13 protein-coding genes are annotated in these 16495 nt (G+C 65.3%); 8 read left to right on the top strand and 5 right to left on the bottom strand.

Annotated elements, in window-relative coordinates; translation table 11 throughout:
* Positions 1-12: 12 nt before the first annotated feature.
* From CAP37_RS15265 to CAP37_RS15245, 5 genes are all read right to left on the bottom strand, one after another.
* Positions 13-1416, bottom strand: coding sequence for a bifunctional 2-polyprenyl-6-hydroxyphenol methylase/3-demethylubiquinol 3-O-methyltransferase UbiG (locus CAP37_RS15265; RefSeq protein WP_256927020.1), 1404 nt, complete (start codon positions 1414-1416; stop codon positions 13-15).
* A 113-nt stretch (positions 1417-1529) separates the two neighbouring features.
* Positions 1530-3392, bottom strand: a complete 1863-nt coding sequence (htpG, locus tag CAP37_RS15260) for a molecular chaperone HtpG (RefSeq protein WP_086125102.1) — start codon at positions 3390-3392, stop codon at positions 1530-1532.
* An 84-nt stretch (positions 3393-3476) separates the two neighbouring features.
* Positions 3477-4754, bottom strand: a complete 1278-nt coding sequence (locus CAP37_RS15255) for a triacylglycerol lipase (RefSeq protein WP_086125101.1) — start codon at positions 4752-4754, stop codon at positions 3477-3479.
* 40 nt (positions 4755-4794) lie between these two features.
* A complete protein-coding gene (locus tag CAP37_RS15250) occupies positions 4795-5916 on the bottom strand; it encodes a pseudouridine synthase (protein WP_306297834.1) in 1122 nt (373 codons plus the stop codon).
* 7 nt (positions 5917-5923) lie between these two features.
* Positions 5924-6658, bottom strand: coding sequence for a Crp/Fnr family transcriptional regulator (locus CAP37_RS15245; RefSeq protein ID WP_086125099.1), 735 nt, complete (start codon positions 6656-6658; stop codon positions 5924-5926).
* A 219-nt stretch (positions 6659-6877) separates the two neighbouring features.
* Here CAP37_RS15245 and CAP37_RS15240 point away from each other — a divergent pair, with 219 nt between their 5' ends.
* The 8 genes from CAP37_RS15240 to CAP37_RS15205 all read left to right on the top strand — a co-directional run bounded on the left by CAP37_RS15240 (position 6878) and on the right by CAP37_RS15205 (position 16493).
* Positions 6878-8824 (top strand): long-chain fatty acid--CoA ligase, encoded by a 1947-nt coding sequence (locus CAP37_RS15240; protein WP_086125098.1) that lies wholly within the window; start codon positions 6878-6880, stop codon positions 8822-8824.
* Positions 8821-9618, top strand: a complete 798-nt coding sequence (locus CAP37_RS15235) for an ABC transporter ATP-binding protein (protein ID WP_086125097.1) — start codon at positions 8821-8823, stop codon at positions 9616-9618. Before CAP37_RS15240 ends, CAP37_RS15235 begins: the two co-directional genes overlap by 4 nt.
* Positions 9619-9634: 16 nt before the next feature.
* Positions 9635-10564 carry a branched-chain amino acid ABC transporter permease gene (locus tag CAP37_RS15230; RefSeq protein WP_086125096.1) on the top strand — a complete coding sequence of 310 codons (930 nt, stop codon included), beginning with the start codon at positions 9635-9637 and terminating at the stop codon, positions 10562-10564.
* A 68-nt stretch (positions 10565-10632) separates the two neighbouring features.
* Positions 10633-11709, top strand: a complete 1077-nt coding sequence (locus CAP37_RS15225) for a branched-chain amino acid ABC transporter permease (protein ID WP_086125095.1) — start codon at positions 10633-10635, stop codon at positions 11707-11709.
* A gap of 100 nt (positions 11710-11809) precedes the next feature.
* Entirely contained in the window at positions 11810-13147 is a 1338-nt protein-coding gene (locus CAP37_RS15220; RefSeq protein WP_086125094.1) for an ABC transporter substrate-binding protein, read from the top strand.
* Positions 13148-13314: 167 nt separating this feature from the next.
* Positions 13315-14124, top strand: coding sequence for an ABC transporter ATP-binding protein (locus CAP37_RS15215; protein WP_086125093.1), 810 nt, complete (start codon positions 13315-13317; stop codon positions 14122-14124).
* Positions 14125-14156: 32 nt separating this feature from the next.
* Positions 14157-15404 carry a phenylacetate--CoA ligase family protein gene (locus tag CAP37_RS15210; protein WP_086125092.1) on the top strand — a complete coding sequence of 416 codons (1248 nt, stop codon included), beginning with the start codon at positions 14157-14159 and terminating at the stop codon, positions 15402-15404.
* 102 nt (positions 15405-15506) lie between these two features.
* Positions 15507-16493: a tripartite tricarboxylate transporter substrate-binding protein gene (locus CAP37_RS15205; RefSeq protein WP_086125091.1), complete on the top strand. Its 987-nt coding sequence runs from the start codon at positions 15507-15509 to the stop codon at positions 16491-16493.
* The last annotated feature ends 2 nt before the right edge of the window (positions 16494-16495 follow it).

Raw genomic sequence — 16495 nt, 5'->3', positions numbered from 1 at the left:
GGCATGGCGGGATCAGGCGGGCTTGAGGGCTTCGGCGAACAGATTGACGTGGGTCGCGTCGGTGTAGGTCCGGACCGTGGCCAGGTTCGACGGGAACAGGCGCTGGATGCCCGCCTCGTTGCGGTAGATCAGGTACCACTCCATGAAGTGCTCCATCCAGTAGCGCTCGGGGTTGTAGGAGTGCACGTTGGTGACGAGCAGCGAGCCGCCAGGCTTGAGGCGGCTCTCGAAATAGCTGTTCAGGCGCGCGCAAGCCTTGTCGGCGAGGTAGTCGAACAGGCCGGCGCAGTAGATGTAGTCAAACTGCTCATGCGGGGCCACCGCCTCGTCTCGCGCAGAGCGCTTGAGCAACTGGTGCACCGACTCGTGCCGCAGCTCGATGCGGGGTGGGCAGCGCCCGGCCACGCGCGCCACCTCGTCGATGCGCTCTTTGGCGTACTGCAGCGTTTCTTCGCTGAAGTCCATGAGCACCACCTCCATCTGACCGAGGTCCTGCGGACCCGCCACCAGGCGCTGCAGCTCCACCGCCGGGCCGCAACCCACGTTGAGCACCCGCAGCGATCGGCCCGCAGCGCGCGCCTCGCCCACCAGTTCCTGCAGCCGCGTGTGCAGGATGTCGACCCGATTGCGGTGCGCCTGGGCCACCCCGGCCTGCAGGAACATGTAATTGACGAGCTCGAAATAGGTGCTCGGTCCCTCCCGGGGATTGCCAAGGATCTGGTTCACCATCTGGTAGTCGCCGGCATAGCCCAGCGGCTTGGCGAAGGTGCGGTACACAAAGGGCGCTCGCAGCACCAGCGGGTGGATGGCAGCCTGAGCGAAAGCTCGGTGCACGGGCTCGAATTCCGGTTCCACGCGCGAGGCCTCGGCTTCGAAACGCAGCAGGTACTCCCGCCCCTTCTCCAGCAGGGGGCGACCGATCTCGAAAAAGATGTCGTCGCGCACGCGCCCCTGAGCGTCGCGCGGCAGGCCGGCCGTGATGTCGGCCTGGTCCAGCCAGCGCGTCACTTCCGAGAAATAGGCCCGCATCTCATTGACCACCACCTGGTAAGCCTGCCCGACCTGGTAGCGCGACTCCCAGTCCTGGATGAAGCGGCCCACGGCCTCGGAAACCGTGCGGGTGTCGTGGCCGATACCGGCCAGGTCGTTCCACTCGTCGATCAGCGTGACCGACACCACCGCCATCAGGCCGGTGTTGAGCAGGCTGACCACCACCGCCTTGCCCTTGTAGATGTTGCGGTCCCCCGAGCGGATGGTCAGCTCGTTGAGCACCTCGCTCACCTGGACGATCGAGTAAGGGTTGTAGATCTCCATCACCAGCGAGCGCCGCTGCAGGCTGGTCAAGGTTCCGCGCGCGCTGTCTCCCTGGCTGTTGCGGAACGTGACGACGTGATCGAAGGGTCGCTGTAGGTACACGGTGTGGCCGGTTGATCGGATGGCGGGGCAGGTGCGGTGCCCTGCGCCTTGAAGGACTCCCCGCGTCCGAGTGTAGTCAACCGGTTTGACCGGTCAGCCACAGGGTATTCAGATCAGATCAACAGCGCATTCACCCGCTTCACGTAGGCCGCCGGGTCGTCGGGCAAACCGCCTTCGGCCAGCAGCGCCTGGTCGAACAGGATGTGGGCCAGGTCGTCGAAATGTTCGCTGGCTTCGAGCTTCTTCACCAGCGCGTGTTCGGCGTTCACCTCCAGAATGGGTTTCACCTGTGGGGCCGGCTGGCCGGACTGCTTGAGCATGCGCGCGAGCTGCGTGGAGTAGTCGCCGTCTTCCACCACCAGGCAAGCCGGCGAGTCGACCAGACGCGAGGTCACGCGAACGTCCTTGGCCTTGTCCTTCAGGCTTTCCTTCAGGCGTTCCAGCACCGGCTTGAAGACTTCGGCGGCGGCCTCGGCGGCTTTTTTCTCTTCCTCGTCCTGCAGCGAGCCCAGGTCAACTGCGCCCTTGGCCACGCTCTGCAGCGGCGTGCCGTCGAACTCGGTGAGGAACGAAAGCGCCCACTCGTCCACGCGGTCGGTCATCAGCAACACCTCGATGCCCTTCTTGCGGAACACCTCGAGCTGCGGGCTGTTCTTTGCTGCGGACAGGTTGTCGGCCGTGATGTAGTAGATCGCGGTCTGGCCTTCCTTCATGCGGGCCTTGTAATCGGCCAGCGATGTGAGATCTGCTTCGGACGTGCTGGCAAAGCGCAGCAGCCTGGCCAGCTTGTCGCGGTTGGCGAAGTCTTCGCCCAGGCCTTCCTTCAGCACGCTGCCGAATTCGGCGTAGAAGCGGGTGTACTTTTCGTTGTCCTTGCTCAGGTCGTCGAGCATGGCCAGCACGCGGCGGGTGTTGCCTTCGCGGATCGCCTTCACGTCGCGGCTTTCCTGCAGCAGCTCGCGGCTCACATTGAGCGGCAGGTCGGCCGAGTCGACCACGCCCTTCACCCAGCGCAGGTACGAAGGCATGAGTGCTTCGGCCTCATCCATGATGAAGACGCGCTTCACATACAGCTTGATGCCGGCCTTGCGGTCGCGGTTCCACAGGTCTTGGGGCGCCTTGCCCGGGATGTAGAGCAACTGCGTGTACTCGGTGCTGCCCTCCACGCGGTTGTGGCTCCAGGCCAGCGGCGCCTGCGTGTCGTAGCTCAGGTTCTTGTAGAACTCGGCGTACTGCTCGTCGCTGATGTCCTTCTTGCTGCGAGCCCAGAGCGCGTTGGCCGAGTTCACGGCCTCCCATTCGCCCTTGCGCACGTACTCGCTCTTCTCGGCGTCCCATTCTTCCTTCTCCATCAGGATGGGCAGGCTGATGTGGTCCGAGTACTTGCCGATGATCGATTTCAGACGCCAGTGGTCGAGGTAGTCGCTGGCGTCTTCCCTCAGGTGCAGCGTCACGCTGGTGCCGCGCGCGGCGCGCTCGATGGCCTCGACCTCGAACTCGCCGGTGCCACCGCTGGTCCAGCGCACACCTTCGGCCGCTGGCAGGCCCGCGCGGCGCGATTCCACGGTGATGGTGTCGGCCACGATGAAGCCCGAATAAAAGCCCACACCGAACTGGCCGATCAGCTGGGCGTCCTGCTTCTGGTCACCCGAGAGCCGGTTCATGAAATCCTTGGTGCCGCTCTTGGCGATGGTCCCCAGGTGCTCAATGGCCTCCTGTTCGCTCATGCCAATGCCGTTGTCGGTGATCGTGATGGTGCGGGCCTCCCGATCGAAGCCCACGCGCACGTCCAGGTTGGGCGCGTCTTCAAACAGCGCCGCGTTGTTGAGCGCTTCAAAGCGCAGCTTGTCGCAGGCGTCCGATGCGTTGGACACCAGCTCGCGCAAGAAGATGTCGGGGTTGGAGTACAGCGAGTGCGTGACGAGGTGCAGCAGTTGCGCCACCTCGGCCTGGAAGGACAGGGTTTGTTTGCTCATGGGAGTTTGCAGAAATGAAAACAGGAATCGAATCCGCCGCCGCCAGCGCGGCGCGAAGCGGAATTATGGGCGGGCGCCCGGAATTCAAGCGTCTGCGGGCGGCGCAGCGGGCGCGAGCCACTGCACCAGCTGCTGCGCCACCGCCACGCTGGACAGCAGCTCCAGATGCCCGGTGCGGTAGAAGGTGCGCTGGCTGTCGCGCGCGAACACCAGGCGCCGCTGCGGGTCGTCGTGCTGGCCCAGGGCGCTGTGCAACGGCACCAGCCCGTCGCCCGTGAGCCGCTCGGCCAGCAAACCGCGCTGAGGCGCCAGCGTGCCGGCGGCGGTGAAGCAGGCCACGCCCTCGGGCAGCGGCAGGGGATCGCGGTGGTCGGCGGCAGAACCAAATCGGTCGCGGCCGTGCCAGTCGGACTCGCGCACATGGCCATGGCGCAGGTCGGTGATGCCGGCACTGCGCAGCTGCCCGAGCCGGGTGAAAGGCGCGGTGAAAGGGGAAGCGGCCAGCAGCACGTCGATGCCATGGCCGGCGCGCTCCAGGGGGGCACCATGGTGCGGCGTGCCCAGGAACACGAGGTTTCGCAGCAGGGCCGGCCAGCGCAGGCCCGCACCCTGCGCCTCGAAGCAGGCAGCGCGCGCCACCAGCCCGCCCATGCTGTGGCCGAGCAGCGTGATCGTTTGCAGCGGCACCGGCCACAACGCGGCCAGCGCTTCGAGTTGCCGCGCCAGTTCACGGCCATTGGTCGACGTGTGCAGGCCGCTGTTGTAGCGCAGGTAGACCGGGGTACAGCCCAAGGCCTTCGCCAGCCAGGCACCATGGTCGTGCCCACCGCGTTGCCACTGCGTGTCGTTCATGCAAAGGCCGTGCAGCAGCACCAGCAGATGCGGCGTGGCGCCAACCAGCCGTTCGTGCAACAGCGGTGCGCGGTCCAGCGGCAGCCGCTCGCCCTGGTAACGAAGCTCCATGACCTGGGCCAGCGGATTGGCGCTGGCCTGCAGACGGTCACCGAGCACGCCATTCAGCGCCGCGATCACGGCCTCGCGACCGGGTGAGGGTGCGGGGTGCAGGCTGGGCTCGTCCACCAGCGGCAACAGGCTGGCGAGTGCACCGTCCAGCCCATGGCCCACCAGCTGGGTCACGCCACGAATGCCCCGGTAGATCTGACCCGTGAGACCACCGGTGCGGTCGATCGCGGTGCCGGCGGGCAGCCCGATGCGCCGGCGCACCGACTGGTGCACCCCTTCGGTGATGCCGATCACACCAGCGGTGGCCTCGGTCGCCAGCTGAACCGCAGCGCGCAGGTCGGTCGGGCGCAGGTGGCGCAGCAGCGCCAGTTGAGTGGAATTGGGTCGAGAGAGGGCCATGGACCATTGTGGCCGCGACCCGCCAGCGAGGCCAGAGCGCTCAGAACCGCTCGTCGGTCCCCAGGTAGCGCCACTGCCCCACCGGCAGATTGCCCAGCAGCACGCCACCAATGCGAATGCGCTTCAAGCCCACCACATGCAGACCCACCTGTTCGCACATGCGGCGGATCTGACGCTTCTTGCCTTCGACGAGGACGAAGCGCAGTTGCTCGGGGTTCTGCCAGTCCACCTGCGCGGGCTTGAGTGCCTGGCCATCCAGGCTCAGGCCATGGCGCAGCAAGGCCATCTGTTGCGGCGGGTAGATGGCCTGCACGTTCTGCGCCACCACGCCTTCGCCATGCGGGCCGTTGGGGGCGTACTGCACGCGCACCAGGTATTCCTTCTCCACGCCGCTGTTCTCGCCGATCAGCGTGCGCGCCACGCGGCCGTCCTGAGTAAGCACCAGCAAACCAGTGGAATCGATGTCGAGCCGGCCAGCGGGCGCAAGCCCACGGGTGTGCTCGGGCGCGAAGCGGCGGCCATCGCCCGGCATGCGCGCGTCGCCGCGCCACTGGCTGGGCGCGCCGATCAGCGTGGCAGCGGCTTCGTGGCCGTCCTCGGGTTGGCCACTCACATAACCCACCGGCTTGTGCAGCAGGATGGTGACCTGCCCTGCCTGCTGGTGGCGCGCCTGGGGCAGCACCTCCACCTGGGCATCGGGCGCCACCGGCATGCCCATGACGGCAGGTTCACCGTTGACCAGCACCCAGCCACGCGCGATCCACTCATCGGCCTCGCGGCGCGAACACAGGCCGAGGTCGGCCATGCGTTTGTTGAGGCGGACTTCACCGCGAACGTTGCCGACTCGAGCGAGGTCTGGCCGATGCGGCTGATGCGCCGGGCGGGGTGCCGCCGACGGACCGCGCGGCGCGCGCTCCGCCGGGGCATAGGGCGGGTCTGTGCGGCGCGGCCGCTCCGTGCGCTCGCCCTCGGGCCGGGCACGCTGGGGGCCGTAGCCCGGAGAAGGCGCGCGCGGCGGCTTGGGTGCCGAAGCCGACACGCTCTTGGCGCGCGCCGGGCCGGGTGGGCGCACGGGGGCGCGGCGCGGGGCGTAGGGGTCGGCGGGTTTGCTGGGAGCACCAGGTTTCAGCTTCAGTGTGCGGGCGGGTTTGTCGGTTGTCATGGGGCGATCATCCCTCATCAAGAACGCCCGACCTCAGCGCCGCCAGGTCCAGCACCCGCAGGCCTCCGTACTCCACCCGAATCCACCCCTTGGCGGCCAGCGTGGTCAGCGCCTCATTGACCCGCTGGCGCGAGAGACCGACCAGATACGCCAGCTCCTGCTGCGTGATGCGCAGCACGCCGCCCACGTTGGGCGAGAGCAGCGGGTGGAACAGCGCAGCAAGGTTGCGCGCGACGCGAAGGTCGGGGTTGTTCAAGCGGTCGATCTCGCGTGCGGCGATGAACTGGCCCAGGCGCTCGTTGAGCTGGTGCATCACGAAGCGGTTGAACCCGATGGAGTGGTCGAGCAACCAGTCGAAGGTGTCCACCGGCAACCCCGCCACACGGCTTTTTCGCAGGGCGAGGATGTTGTAGCGGTACTGCTCGTGCTTGAGCACGGTGCCCTCGCCGAACCAGCCGCCGGGCGCGACACCGGTGAAGGTGATCACCGGGCCTTGCGAGTCGTCGTTGCTCATCTTGAGCAGGCCATCGACCAGGCCGAACCAGTAAGTGACGGGCCGCCCGAAGCGGCACACGTAGTCGCCAGCTTGCGCTTCGCCCACCACCAGCGCGGCCACCGCACGCTCGCGCTCGGCCTCGCTCAAGCGCTCCAGCCAGGGAATTTCGGCCAGTTCGGCCTCGGTGGGCGGCCGCGCGCGATCGCGCAGAACGTTGCCGGATCGGTGTGGCGTGAAAGGGCTCATGGTGGACCCCCAAGGAAAGAACCCACAGGCTAGAGCCTGTGCAGCCCAATTGTTCAGCCGCCAGCAAGCCCTAGGGAAAGTCCTAGGAGGGCAGACCCGCAATTGTCGTCGAACCGACAACATAGCGTCAAACGAAGGCCTACCATCCGCAAAACAGTGATCGGCCCGTGGCTGTGCTCCCCAAAGGCACCGACCGGTCACCAGGCACAGGAGACACGCATGCAAACGACTTTCCCCCGGCTGTTGCTGGACCACGCGCAACGCCGCCCGCAGGCTGCGGCCATGCGCGAGAAGGAATACGGCATCTGGCAAACCACCACCTGGGCAGAGATGGCCGCGCTGGTGGAAGCACTGGCCTGCGGCCTGCACCAGGCCGGGCTTCAGCGCGGCGAACACATGGTGGTGATCGGCGCCAACCGCCCTCGCCTCTCTGCCACCATGCTGGCCGCCCAGGCGCTGGGCGCCATTCCTGTGCCGCTGTACCAGGACGCGGTGGGATCTGAATGCGTCTTCCCGATCAACAACGCCGAAGTGCGTTTTGTGGTGGTGGAAGACCAGGAGCAGGTTGACAAGATGCTGGAGATCCGCGAGAGCTGCCCGCAACTCGCCCACATCTATTACGACGATCCGCGCGGCCTGCGCAACTACGACCAGCCCGGCCTGGGCGGCGTGGAGGAACTGGTGGCGGCGGGTCAGGCCCATGCAAAGGCGCACCCCCAGCTCTTCAAGGATCAGATCGCACTGGGCCAGCCCGACGACGTGGCCGCCATGTTCTTCACCAGTGGCACCACCGGCAACCCCAAGGGTGTGGTGCACACCCACAACACGCTGATCGACCGCGCCTCGGTGGGCGCGAAGTTCGACAAGCTCACCGCCGACGAAGAGGTGCTGGCCTACCTGCCACCGGCGTGGGTCGGACAGAACATCTTCAGCTATGCGCAGTGGCTGGCTTGCGGGTTTGTTGTGAACTGCCCCGAGTCTTCGGCCACGGTGACCATCGATCTGAAGGAAGTCGGTCCTACCTACTACTTCGCACCACCGCGCGTGTTCGAGGGCCTGCTCACCAGCGTGATGATCCGCATGGAAGACGCCGGCGCCATCAAGCGCGGCATGTTCCACCACTTCATGAACCTGGCGCGCCGTGTCGGCCCCGACCGCATGGACGGCAAGCCGGTGGGCTTGTTCGATCGACTCTGGTACGCCGTGGGCGATGCGCTGGTGTACGGCCCGCTGCGCAACAACCTGGGCATGAGCCGCGTGCGCGTGGCCTACACCGCCGGGGAAGCCATCGGGCCCGACCTCTTCAGTTTCTACCGCTCCATCGGCATCAACCTGAAGCAGCTCTACGGCTCCACCGAAACCGCCGTGTTCGTGTGCCTGCAGCCCGACAACCAGGCGCGCGCCGACACCGTGGGCGTGCCTTGCGAGGGTGTGGAGATCAAGCTTTCGGAGAGTGGCGAAATTCTGGTGAAGTCGCCGGGCCTGCTCAAAGGCTATTACAAGAATCCGCAGGCCACCGCCGAAGTGCTCACGGCCGACGGCTGGTACCACACCAGCGACGCGGGCTTCATCGACGCCTCGGGGCACCTGAAGATCATCGACCGCGTGAAGGACGTGGGCCGCCTCAAGGGCGGTGGCTTCGATGGCGCCATGTTCGCGCCCAAGTACGTGGAGAACAAGCTCAAGTTCTTCTCGCACATCAAGGAGGCCGTGGCCTACGGCGACCAGCGCGAGAAGGTGTGTGTGCTGATCAACATCGACTTCGATGCCGTGGGCAACTGGGCCGAGCGGCGCAACCTGCCCTACGCGGGCTACACCGATCTGGCACAGAAGCCGGAGGTGTACGAACTCATTCGCGAGTGCGTGGAAAAAGTGAATGCCGACCTCAGCCGCGACGAGTTGCTCGCCGGCAGCCAGATCAGCCGCTTTCTGGTGCTGCACAAGGAACTGGACGCCGACGACGGCGAACTCACGCGCACCAACAAGGTCCGCCGCGGCTTCATCGCCGACCGCTACAACGTGCTGGTGGACGCGCTCTACGGCGGCAAGACCGAGCAGTACATCGAGACCCAGGTGAAGTTCGAGGACGGACGCACAGGCTCGGTCAGCGCCACGCTGAAGATTCAGGACGCCAAGGTGTTCTCCCCCGTGAAGGCGGCCGCATGACACAGAAGAAGATCGGCGAGGTCATCCTCGACGTGCACAACATCAGCCTGCGCTTTGGTGGGGTAAAGGCCCTCTCCGACATCTCCTTCAACGTGAAGGAGCACGAGGTGCGCGCCATCATCGGGCCCAACGGCGCGGGCAAGAGCTCCATGCTCAACTGCATCAATGGCGTGTACCAGCCGCAGGAAGGCTCCATCAGCTTCCGGGGCCAGACCTTCAAGCACATGAACAGCCGCCAGGTGGCCGAAATGGGCATCGCGCGCACGTTCCAGAACCTGGCGTTGTTCAAGGGCATGAGCGTGATCGACAACCTCATGACCGGTCGCAACCTGCGCATCAAGAGCAACCTGTTGATGCAGGCGATCCGCAATCCCTTTGGCATTGGCGGCGCGCAGAAGGAAGAAGAAGAGCACCGCGAGTTCGTCGAACACATCATCGACTTTCTGGAGATCCAGGCGCACCGCAAGACGCCGGTCGGCCAGTTGCCCTACGGCCTGCAGAAACGCGTGGACCTGGGCCGGGCACTCGCCATGGAGCCCCAGGTGCTGCTGCTCGATGAGCCCATGGCGGGCATGAACATGGAAGAGAAGCAGGACATGAGCCGCTTCATTCTGGATGTGAACGACGAGTTCGGCACCACCATCGTTCTGATCGAGCACGACATGGGCGTGGTGATGGACATCTCCGACCGCGTGGTGGTGCTCGACTACGGCAAGAAGATCGGCGACGGTACCCCCGAAGAGGTGCGCAACAACGAGGAGGTCATCAGCGCCTACCTCGGAACTTCCCACTGAAGGCCGGAGACACCCCATGGCATTCTTTCTAGAAACATTGTTCGGCGGCCTCATGGTGGGCATGCTGTATTCGCTGGTGGCGCTGGGCTTCGTGCTCATCTTCAAGGCCTCGGGCGTCTTCAACTTCGCGCAGGGTGCCATGGTGCTGTTCGCGGCCCTGGCCATGGCGCGTTTCGCCGAATGGATCCCGCAGTGGATCGGCATCGAGAACAAGCTGGTGGCCAATGTGGGCGCATTCGTCATCGCGGGCCTGCTCATGTTTGCCATGGCCTGGCTCATCGAGCGGCTGGTGCTGCGCCACCTGGTCAACCAGGAAGGCGCCACGCTGCTCATGGCCACGCTGGGCATCACCTACTTCATCGACGGCCTCGGCCAGACGCTCTTTGGCAGCAACATCTACAAGATCGACATCGGCATGCCCAAGGACCCGGTGTTCGTGCTGGACTCGGTGTTCCCGGGCGGTCTGCTGCTCAACCAGGAAGACGTGATTGCGGCGGTGATTGCTGCGGCGATGGTGATTGCACTCAGCCTGTTCTTTCAGAAGACCGCCACCGGGCGCGCACTTCGCGCGGTGGCCGACGACCACCAGGCCGCGCAGTCCGTGGGCATCCCGCTCAACCGCATCTGGGTGATCGTGTGGTGCGTGGCGGGTCTCGTGGCACTGGTGGCCGGCATGATCTGGGGCTCCAAGCTCGGTGTGCAGTTCTCGCTCACCACCATTGCGCTGCGTGCGCTGCCGGTGGTGATTCTCGGTGGCCTCACTTCGGTGCCCGGCGCCATCATCGGCGGGCTGATCATCGGCGTCGGCGAGAAGCTCTCCGAGGTGTACCTCGGTCCCTTCGTCGGCGGCGGCATCGAGATCTGGTTCGCCTACGTGCTGGCCCTGGTTTTCCTTCTCTTCCGCCCGCAAGGTTTGTTCGGCGAGAAGATCATCGATCGAGTTTGAATGCCTTGTGGGTCAGACCACGATTTGCGCAGCAAATGTGCTCTGACCCCAACTGATTGAGAGACACCATGTTCTACAGAGAAAACGGTCAGTTCAAGACCACCTACAGCACCGACCAGCAGATCTTCCCGATCGCGCAGGACCGGTGGTTCGTCGTGGCGCTGGTGTTGCTCGCGTTCATCGCAGTGCCGATGCTGGCCAGCGACTACCTGATGCGCGCGATCCTGATCCCGTTCCTGATCTTCTCGCTCGCCGCGGTGGGCGTGAACATCCTGGTGGGGTACTGCGGGCAGATCTCGCTGGGTTCGGGCGCCTTCATGGCGGTGGGAGCTTACGGCGCCTACAACTTCTTCGTGCGCGTGCCGGGCATGCCGCTCATTCCCGCGCTCATCCTGGGTGGCCTGTGCGCCACGGCCTTCGGCATCCTGTTTGGCCTGCCCAGCCTGCGGGTGCGCGGGCTGTATCTGGCGGTGGCCACCCTGGCCGCCCAGTTCTTTGCCGACTGGATGTTCCTGCGCATCAAATGGTTCACGCTGGACACGCCTTCGGGTTCTGTGGCGGTGTCCAACCTGCAGGTGTTTGGCATGCCACTGGAAAGCGCGGCCAGCAAATACGTGTTCTGCCTGGCGCTGCTCGCGGTGATCGCACTGCTGGCGAAAAACCTGGTGCGCAGCGCCATTGGCCGCGAGTGGATGGCCATTCGTGACATGGACGTGGCCGCTGCGGTGATCGGCATCCGGCCGATGTACGCCAAGCTGAGTGCCTTTGCCGTCAGCAGCTTCATCATCGGCGTGGCCGGCGCGCTGTGGGCCTTCGTCTACCTGGGCGCGTGGGAGCCCTCGGCCTTCTCGGTGGACTACTCCTTCCGCCTGCTCTTCATGGTGATCATCGGCGGCCTCGGCTCCATCATGGGCAGCTTCTTCGGCGCGGCCTTCATCGTCGTGCTCCCCATTGCGCTGAGCCAGTTCCTGCCGTTTGTGGCCGGGCTGTTCGGTGTCGAAATCTCCACCACCACCGTCTCGCACGCCGAGCTGATGATCTTTGGTGGGTTGATCGTGTGGTTCCTGATCGTGGAACCGCACGGGCTGGCGCGGCTGTGGTCCATCGGGAAACAGAAGTTGCGCCTGTGGCCATTCCCTCACTGACCGTGTGGGCGAGTGCTCGCAATTACCGATGTTTTCCGATGTGTTTGCGCGTTTACTGACAGAGCGTTTTCCAACCCCTGAAACCTAGTAGGAGACAAAGATGAAACTTCGCAAGATCGTGGTCGCGGCCACACTGGCCATCGCGGGCACTGCCTCGCTGGTATCCACCGCAGCCCTGGCGCAGGTCAAGGAGCAATACCTGCCCGTGTTGTCTTACCGCACCGGCGCCTACGCGCCCAACGGCACGCCCACGGCCAACGGCATCGTGGATTACTACAAGCTGGTCAATGCGCGCGGCGGCATCAACGGCGTGAAGCTGCTGGTGGAAGAGTGCGAAACCATGTACGACACGGCGCGCAGCGTGGAGTGCTACGAGCGCCTGAAGGGCAAGAACGGCGGCGCAGCGCTGATCCACCCGTGGTCCACCGGCGCCACCTTCGCGCTGACCGAGAAGGCCCCGATCGACAAGATTCCGCTCATCACCACCGGCTATGGCCGCAGCGAGAGCGCGGACGGCACGGTCTTCAAGTGGAACTTCCCGCTGCTGGGCACCTACTGGGTGGCGGCAGACGCAATCATCCAGGCCATCGCCAAGAAGGAAGGCGGGCTCGACAAGCTCAAGGGCAAGAAGATTGCACTGGTCTATCACGACAGCCCGTTCGGCAAGGAGCCCATTCCGCTGCTGCAGGAGCGCGCCAAGATGCACGGCTTCGAGCTGCAGCTGCTGCCCGTGACCGCGCCTGGCGTGGAACAGAAAGCCACCTGGTTGCAGGTGCGGCAGTCGCGCCCGGACTACACACTGCTCTGGGGCTGGGGCGTGATGAACTCCACCGCATTGAAGGAAGCGCAAGCCACCGGCTACCCGCGCGAGAAGATGTACGGCGTGTGGTGGTCGGGCGCAGAACCCGATGTGAAGGACGTGGGCCAGGGCGCGAAGGGCTACAACGCCGTGACGCTGCAACACGGTACCGACAAGAACGCACCGGTGGTCAAGGAGATCCTGGCCAAGCTGCACGACAAGGGCCAGGGCACCGGCCCGCGCGACGAAGTCGGCGAAACCCTGTACCTGCGTGGCGTGGTGAGCGCGGCCATGGGCGTGGAAGGCATCCGTGCCGCACAGGAACGCTTCGGCAAGGGCAAGGTCATGACCGGTGAGCAAGTGCGCTGGGGCCTGGAGAACCTGAACCTGACGCAGGCCAAGCTGGATGCGCTGGGCTTCAAGGGCGTGCTGCGCGCACCCATCAGCACCTCGTGCGCCGACCACGTGGGCGCGGGCGCTGCACGCATCCACACCTGGGACGGCGCGAAGTGGGAGTTCTCTTCCGACTGGATCGAGTCCGACCAGCAGATCATCCGGCCGATGGTGAAGGCCACCGCCTCGAAGTACGCGGCCGAGAAAAAGCTGACGCCGCGCACGCCAGCCGACTGCCAGAGCTAAGAAGCACCCCCGCCGCGCTGCGCGCGACCCCCTCAAGGGGGCGACACCAGAGGCCCGGCAAAGCCGGTTCCTCGGTGTCTCTCGACCAGGGGTCTTCGTTCGAACAGCGCGGCGCCATTCGCAAGGCTCGTCTTCGGGCTTTGCGAATGGTCTCCAAGGAAATCTACATGAGCACACCCAACATCGTTCTCAACGTCAGCGGCATCGAGGTCATCTACAACCATGTGATCCTGGTGCTCAAGGGCGTTTCCCTCAATGTGCCCGATGGCAAGATTGCAGCGGTGCTGGGGGGCAACGGAGCGGGCAAGACCACCACCTTGCGCGCCATTTCCAACTTGTTGAAGGCCGAGCGCGGTGAGGTCACCAAGGGCAGCATCGAGTTGCGTGGCGAGCGCATCGAGAACCTGACGCCAGCCGACCTGGTGCAGCGCGGGGTGGTGCAGGTGATGGAGGGCCGCCACTGTTTTGCCCACCTCACCATCGAAGAAAACCTGCTCACCGGCTCCTACACGCGCAAGGACAAGGGCGAGGTGGCGGCCAACCTGGAGAAGGTCTACAACTACTTTCCGCGCCTCAAGACGCGGCGCACCAGCCAGGCGGCTTACACCTCGGGCGGTGAGCAGCAGATGTGCGCGATCGGCCGCGCGCTCATGACCAACCCCAGCGTGATGCTGCTCGACGAGCCCTCCATGGGCCTGGCCCCGCAGATCGTCGAGGAGGTGTTCGAGATCGTGAAGGACCTGAACCAGAAGGAGAAGGTCACCTTCCTGCTGGCCGAGCAGAACACCAACATGGCGCTGAAATACGCCGATTACGGCTACATCATGGAGTCCGGTCGCATCGTGATGGACGGACTGGCCAGCGACCTGCGCAACAACGAGGACGTGAAGGAGTTCTACCTCGGCATGGGCGGCAGCGAGCGGAAATCGTTCAAGGATGTCAAAAGCTACAAGCGGCGCAAGCGCTGGCTCGCCTGACCTCCCTTCACCTCCTCACGCCAGACATTGCCATGAACGAATTCTTCGACGCCCTCGAAACCCGAAAACCGGAACAACGCGAGGCCGAGCAGATGGCTGCGCTGGCCGCTCACGTGGCCCACGCGCAATCGCGAAGTGCGGCCTTTGCCGAGATCCTGCGCGGGGTGAACGCTTCATCGGTGAACAGCCGTGCGGCGCTCGCGCGCCTGCCCGTGACGCGCAAGAGCGAGTTGCTCGAACGGCAGAAGGCGCAGCGCGCCAGCGATCCGTTTGGCGGGTTCTCCGGCCTGGTGCGCGGCCCGCAGATGACGCGCGTGTTTGCCTCGCCCGGCCCGATCTACGAACCCGAGGGTGCCACGCGCGACTACTGGCGTGCCGGGCGTGCCCTGTTTGCGGCGGGCTTTCGTTCCGGCGAGCTGGTGCACAACGCCTTCAGTTACCACATGACGCCGGGCGCGTTCATCCTCGAGTCGGGCGCGCACGCGGTGGGCTGCACCGTGTTCCCGGCCGGCACCGGGCAGACCGAACAACAGCTGCAGGCCATTGCCGAACTGCGCCCGGATGCCTACACCGGCACACCGAGCTTCCTGCGCATCCTGCTGGAGAAGGCCGCTGAGGCGGGTGTGGATGTCTCCAGCATTCGCAAGGCTTCGGTCGGCGGCGAGGCGTGTCCGCCCAGCCTGACGGCCTGGTTTGCCGAGCAGGGCGTGGCGGTGTACCAGACCTACGCCACCGCCGACCTGGGCCTGGTGGCTTTTGAGACCTCCGCACGCGAGGGGCTGGTGGTGGATGAAGGCGTGATCGTGGAGATTGTGCGCCCGGGCACCGGCGATCCCGTGGCCGAGGGCGAGGTGGGCGAGCTGGTGGTGACTTCACTGAACCCGGCCTACCCGCTGGTGCGCTTTGGCACGGGCGACCTCTCGGCGGTGCTGCCAGGCGCTTGCCCCACGGGGCGCACCGCGCCGCGCATCAAAGGCTGGATGGGGCGTGCCGACCAGACCACCAAGGTCCGCGGCATGTTCGTGCACCCGTCGCAGGTGGCCGACATCGCCCGGCGCTTTCCCCAGGTTCACAAGGCGCGCCTGGTCGTCAGCGGCGAGATGGCCAACGACCAGATGTGCCTGCAGGTGGAGGCCAGCGGTGCGCACGATGACCTGGCCGAACGCATCGAGTCTGCGGTGCGCGACATCACCAAGCTGCGCGCGCAGGTCCAGCTGGTGCAGCCGGGCAGCTTGCCCAACGACGGCAAAGTGATCGAGGACGCCCGCAGCTATCAGTGAGGAGCGAGGGTTTTCCCCGGTGAAGAGCTAAGTAATTACCGCGATTTCCGACTTCGGGACAAGGGCTAACATCCAGCGGTTGATCAACCCTTGGAGCTCCAGATGAAGAAGATTCTTGCCCTCGCGGCACTCACGGCCGCCGTGTCCACCGGCGCCTTTGCGCAGGCCTTCCCCAGCAAGCCCATCACCTTCGTGGTGCCCTTCGCAGCCGGCGGCCCCACCGACCTCGTGGCGCGTCGTCTGGCCGAGGCCATGCGCAAGCCTTTGGGCGGCGCCAACATCGTGGTGGAGAACGCGGCCGGCGCCGGCGGCACCATTGCCGGCACCAAAGTGGCACGCGCCCCCGCCGACGGCTACACGCTCCTGGTCTGGCACATCGGCATGGCCGCCACCACCAGCCTGTACCGCAAGCAGACCTTCAAGCCCCTCGAAGACTTCGAGTTCCTCGGCATCATCAACGACGTGCCCATGACGCTGCTGGGCACCAACAAGCTCAACGCCAACACCTACCGCGACTTCGAGTCCTACATCCGCGCCAACGGCGGCAAGCTGAACCTGGCGCACGCGGGCCTGGGTTCGGCTTCGCACATCTGCGGCCTGATGTGGCAATCGGCCGTGAAGCTGGACAAGTCCATGACCACCATCGCCTACCGCGGCACGGGCCCGGCCATGAACGACCTCATCGGCGGCCAGGTCGACGTGATGTGCGACCAGACCACCAACACCACCGGCCAGATCGAGGCCGGCCGCGTGAAGGCCTTTGCAGTGACCACGGCCAAGCCGCTGTCCAGCCACAAGCTGCTGAAGGACTACCCGTCGCTGCAGGAAATGGGCCTCAAGGGATTCAACCTCACCATCTGGCACGGCCTCTACGCGCCCAAGGGCACGCCGGCCGACGTGACCAAGAAGCTCAACGATGCGCTGCAGGTTGCCCTGAAGGACCCGGAGTTCATCAAGAGCCAGGAAGACCTGGGCGCCATTGTGGCAACCGACAACCGCATCACGCCCGCCGGTCACAAGGCTTTCGTGGCGAGCGAGATCACCAAGCTCAAAACCGCGATCGACGCTGCCGGCCAGTTTGCAGACTGAAG

The organism is Hydrogenophaga sp. IBVHS1, assembly GCF_002127265.1.
Classification (GTDB): domain Bacteria; phylum Pseudomonadota; class Gammaproteobacteria; order Burkholderiales; family Burkholderiaceae_C; genus Hydrogenophaga.
Note: the sequence above shows the minus strand (reverse complement) of the source record. Positions and strands in the feature narration are given on the sequence as shown.

What these genes read in the sequence shown, in the direction of transcription:
- htpG (WP_086125102.1), bottom strand. Translation starts at nt 3,392, where the DNA reads ATGAGCAAACAAACCCTGTCCTTCCAGGCCGAGGTGGCGCAACTGCTG.
- CAP37_RS15255 (WP_086125101.1), bottom strand. Translation starts at nt 4,754, where the DNA reads ATGGCCCTCTCTCGACCCAATTCCACTCAACTGGCGCTGCTGCGCCAC.
- CAP37_RS15250 (WP_306297834.1), bottom strand. Translation starts at nt 5,916, where the DNA reads ATGACAACCGACAAACCCGCCCGCACACTGAAGCTGAAACCTGGTGCT.
- CAP37_RS15245 (WP_086125099.1), bottom strand. Translation starts at nt 6,658, where the DNA reads ATGAGCCCTTTCACGCCACACCGATCCGGCAACGTTCTGCGCGATCGC.
- CAP37_RS15240 (WP_086125098.1), top strand. Translation starts at nt 6,878, where the DNA reads ATGCAAACGACTTTCCCCCGGCTGTTGCTGGACCACGCGCAACGCCGC.
- CAP37_RS15235 (WP_086125097.1), top strand. Translation starts at nt 8,821, where the DNA reads ATGACACAGAAGAAGATCGGCGAGGTCATCCTCGACGTGCACAACATC.
- CAP37_RS15230 (WP_086125096.1), top strand. Translation starts at nt 9,635, where the DNA reads ATGGCATTCTTTCTAGAAACATTGTTCGGCGGCCTCATGGTGGGCATG.
- CAP37_RS15225 (WP_086125095.1), top strand. Translation starts at nt 10,633, where the DNA reads ATGTTCTACAGAGAAAACGGTCAGTTCAAGACCACCTACAGCACCGAC.
- CAP37_RS15220 (WP_086125094.1), top strand. Translation starts at nt 11,810, where the DNA reads ATGAAACTTCGCAAGATCGTGGTCGCGGCCACACTGGCCATCGCGGGC.
- CAP37_RS15215 (WP_086125093.1), top strand. Translation starts at nt 13,315, where the DNA reads ATGAGCACACCCAACATCGTTCTCAACGTCAGCGGCATCGAGGTCATC.
- CAP37_RS15210 (WP_086125092.1), top strand. Translation starts at nt 14,157, where the DNA reads ATGAACGAATTCTTCGACGCCCTCGAAACCCGAAAACCGGAACAACGC.
- CAP37_RS15205 (WP_086125091.1), top strand. Translation starts at nt 15,507, where the DNA reads ATGAAGAAGATTCTTGCCCTCGCGGCACTCACGGCCGCCGTGTCCACC.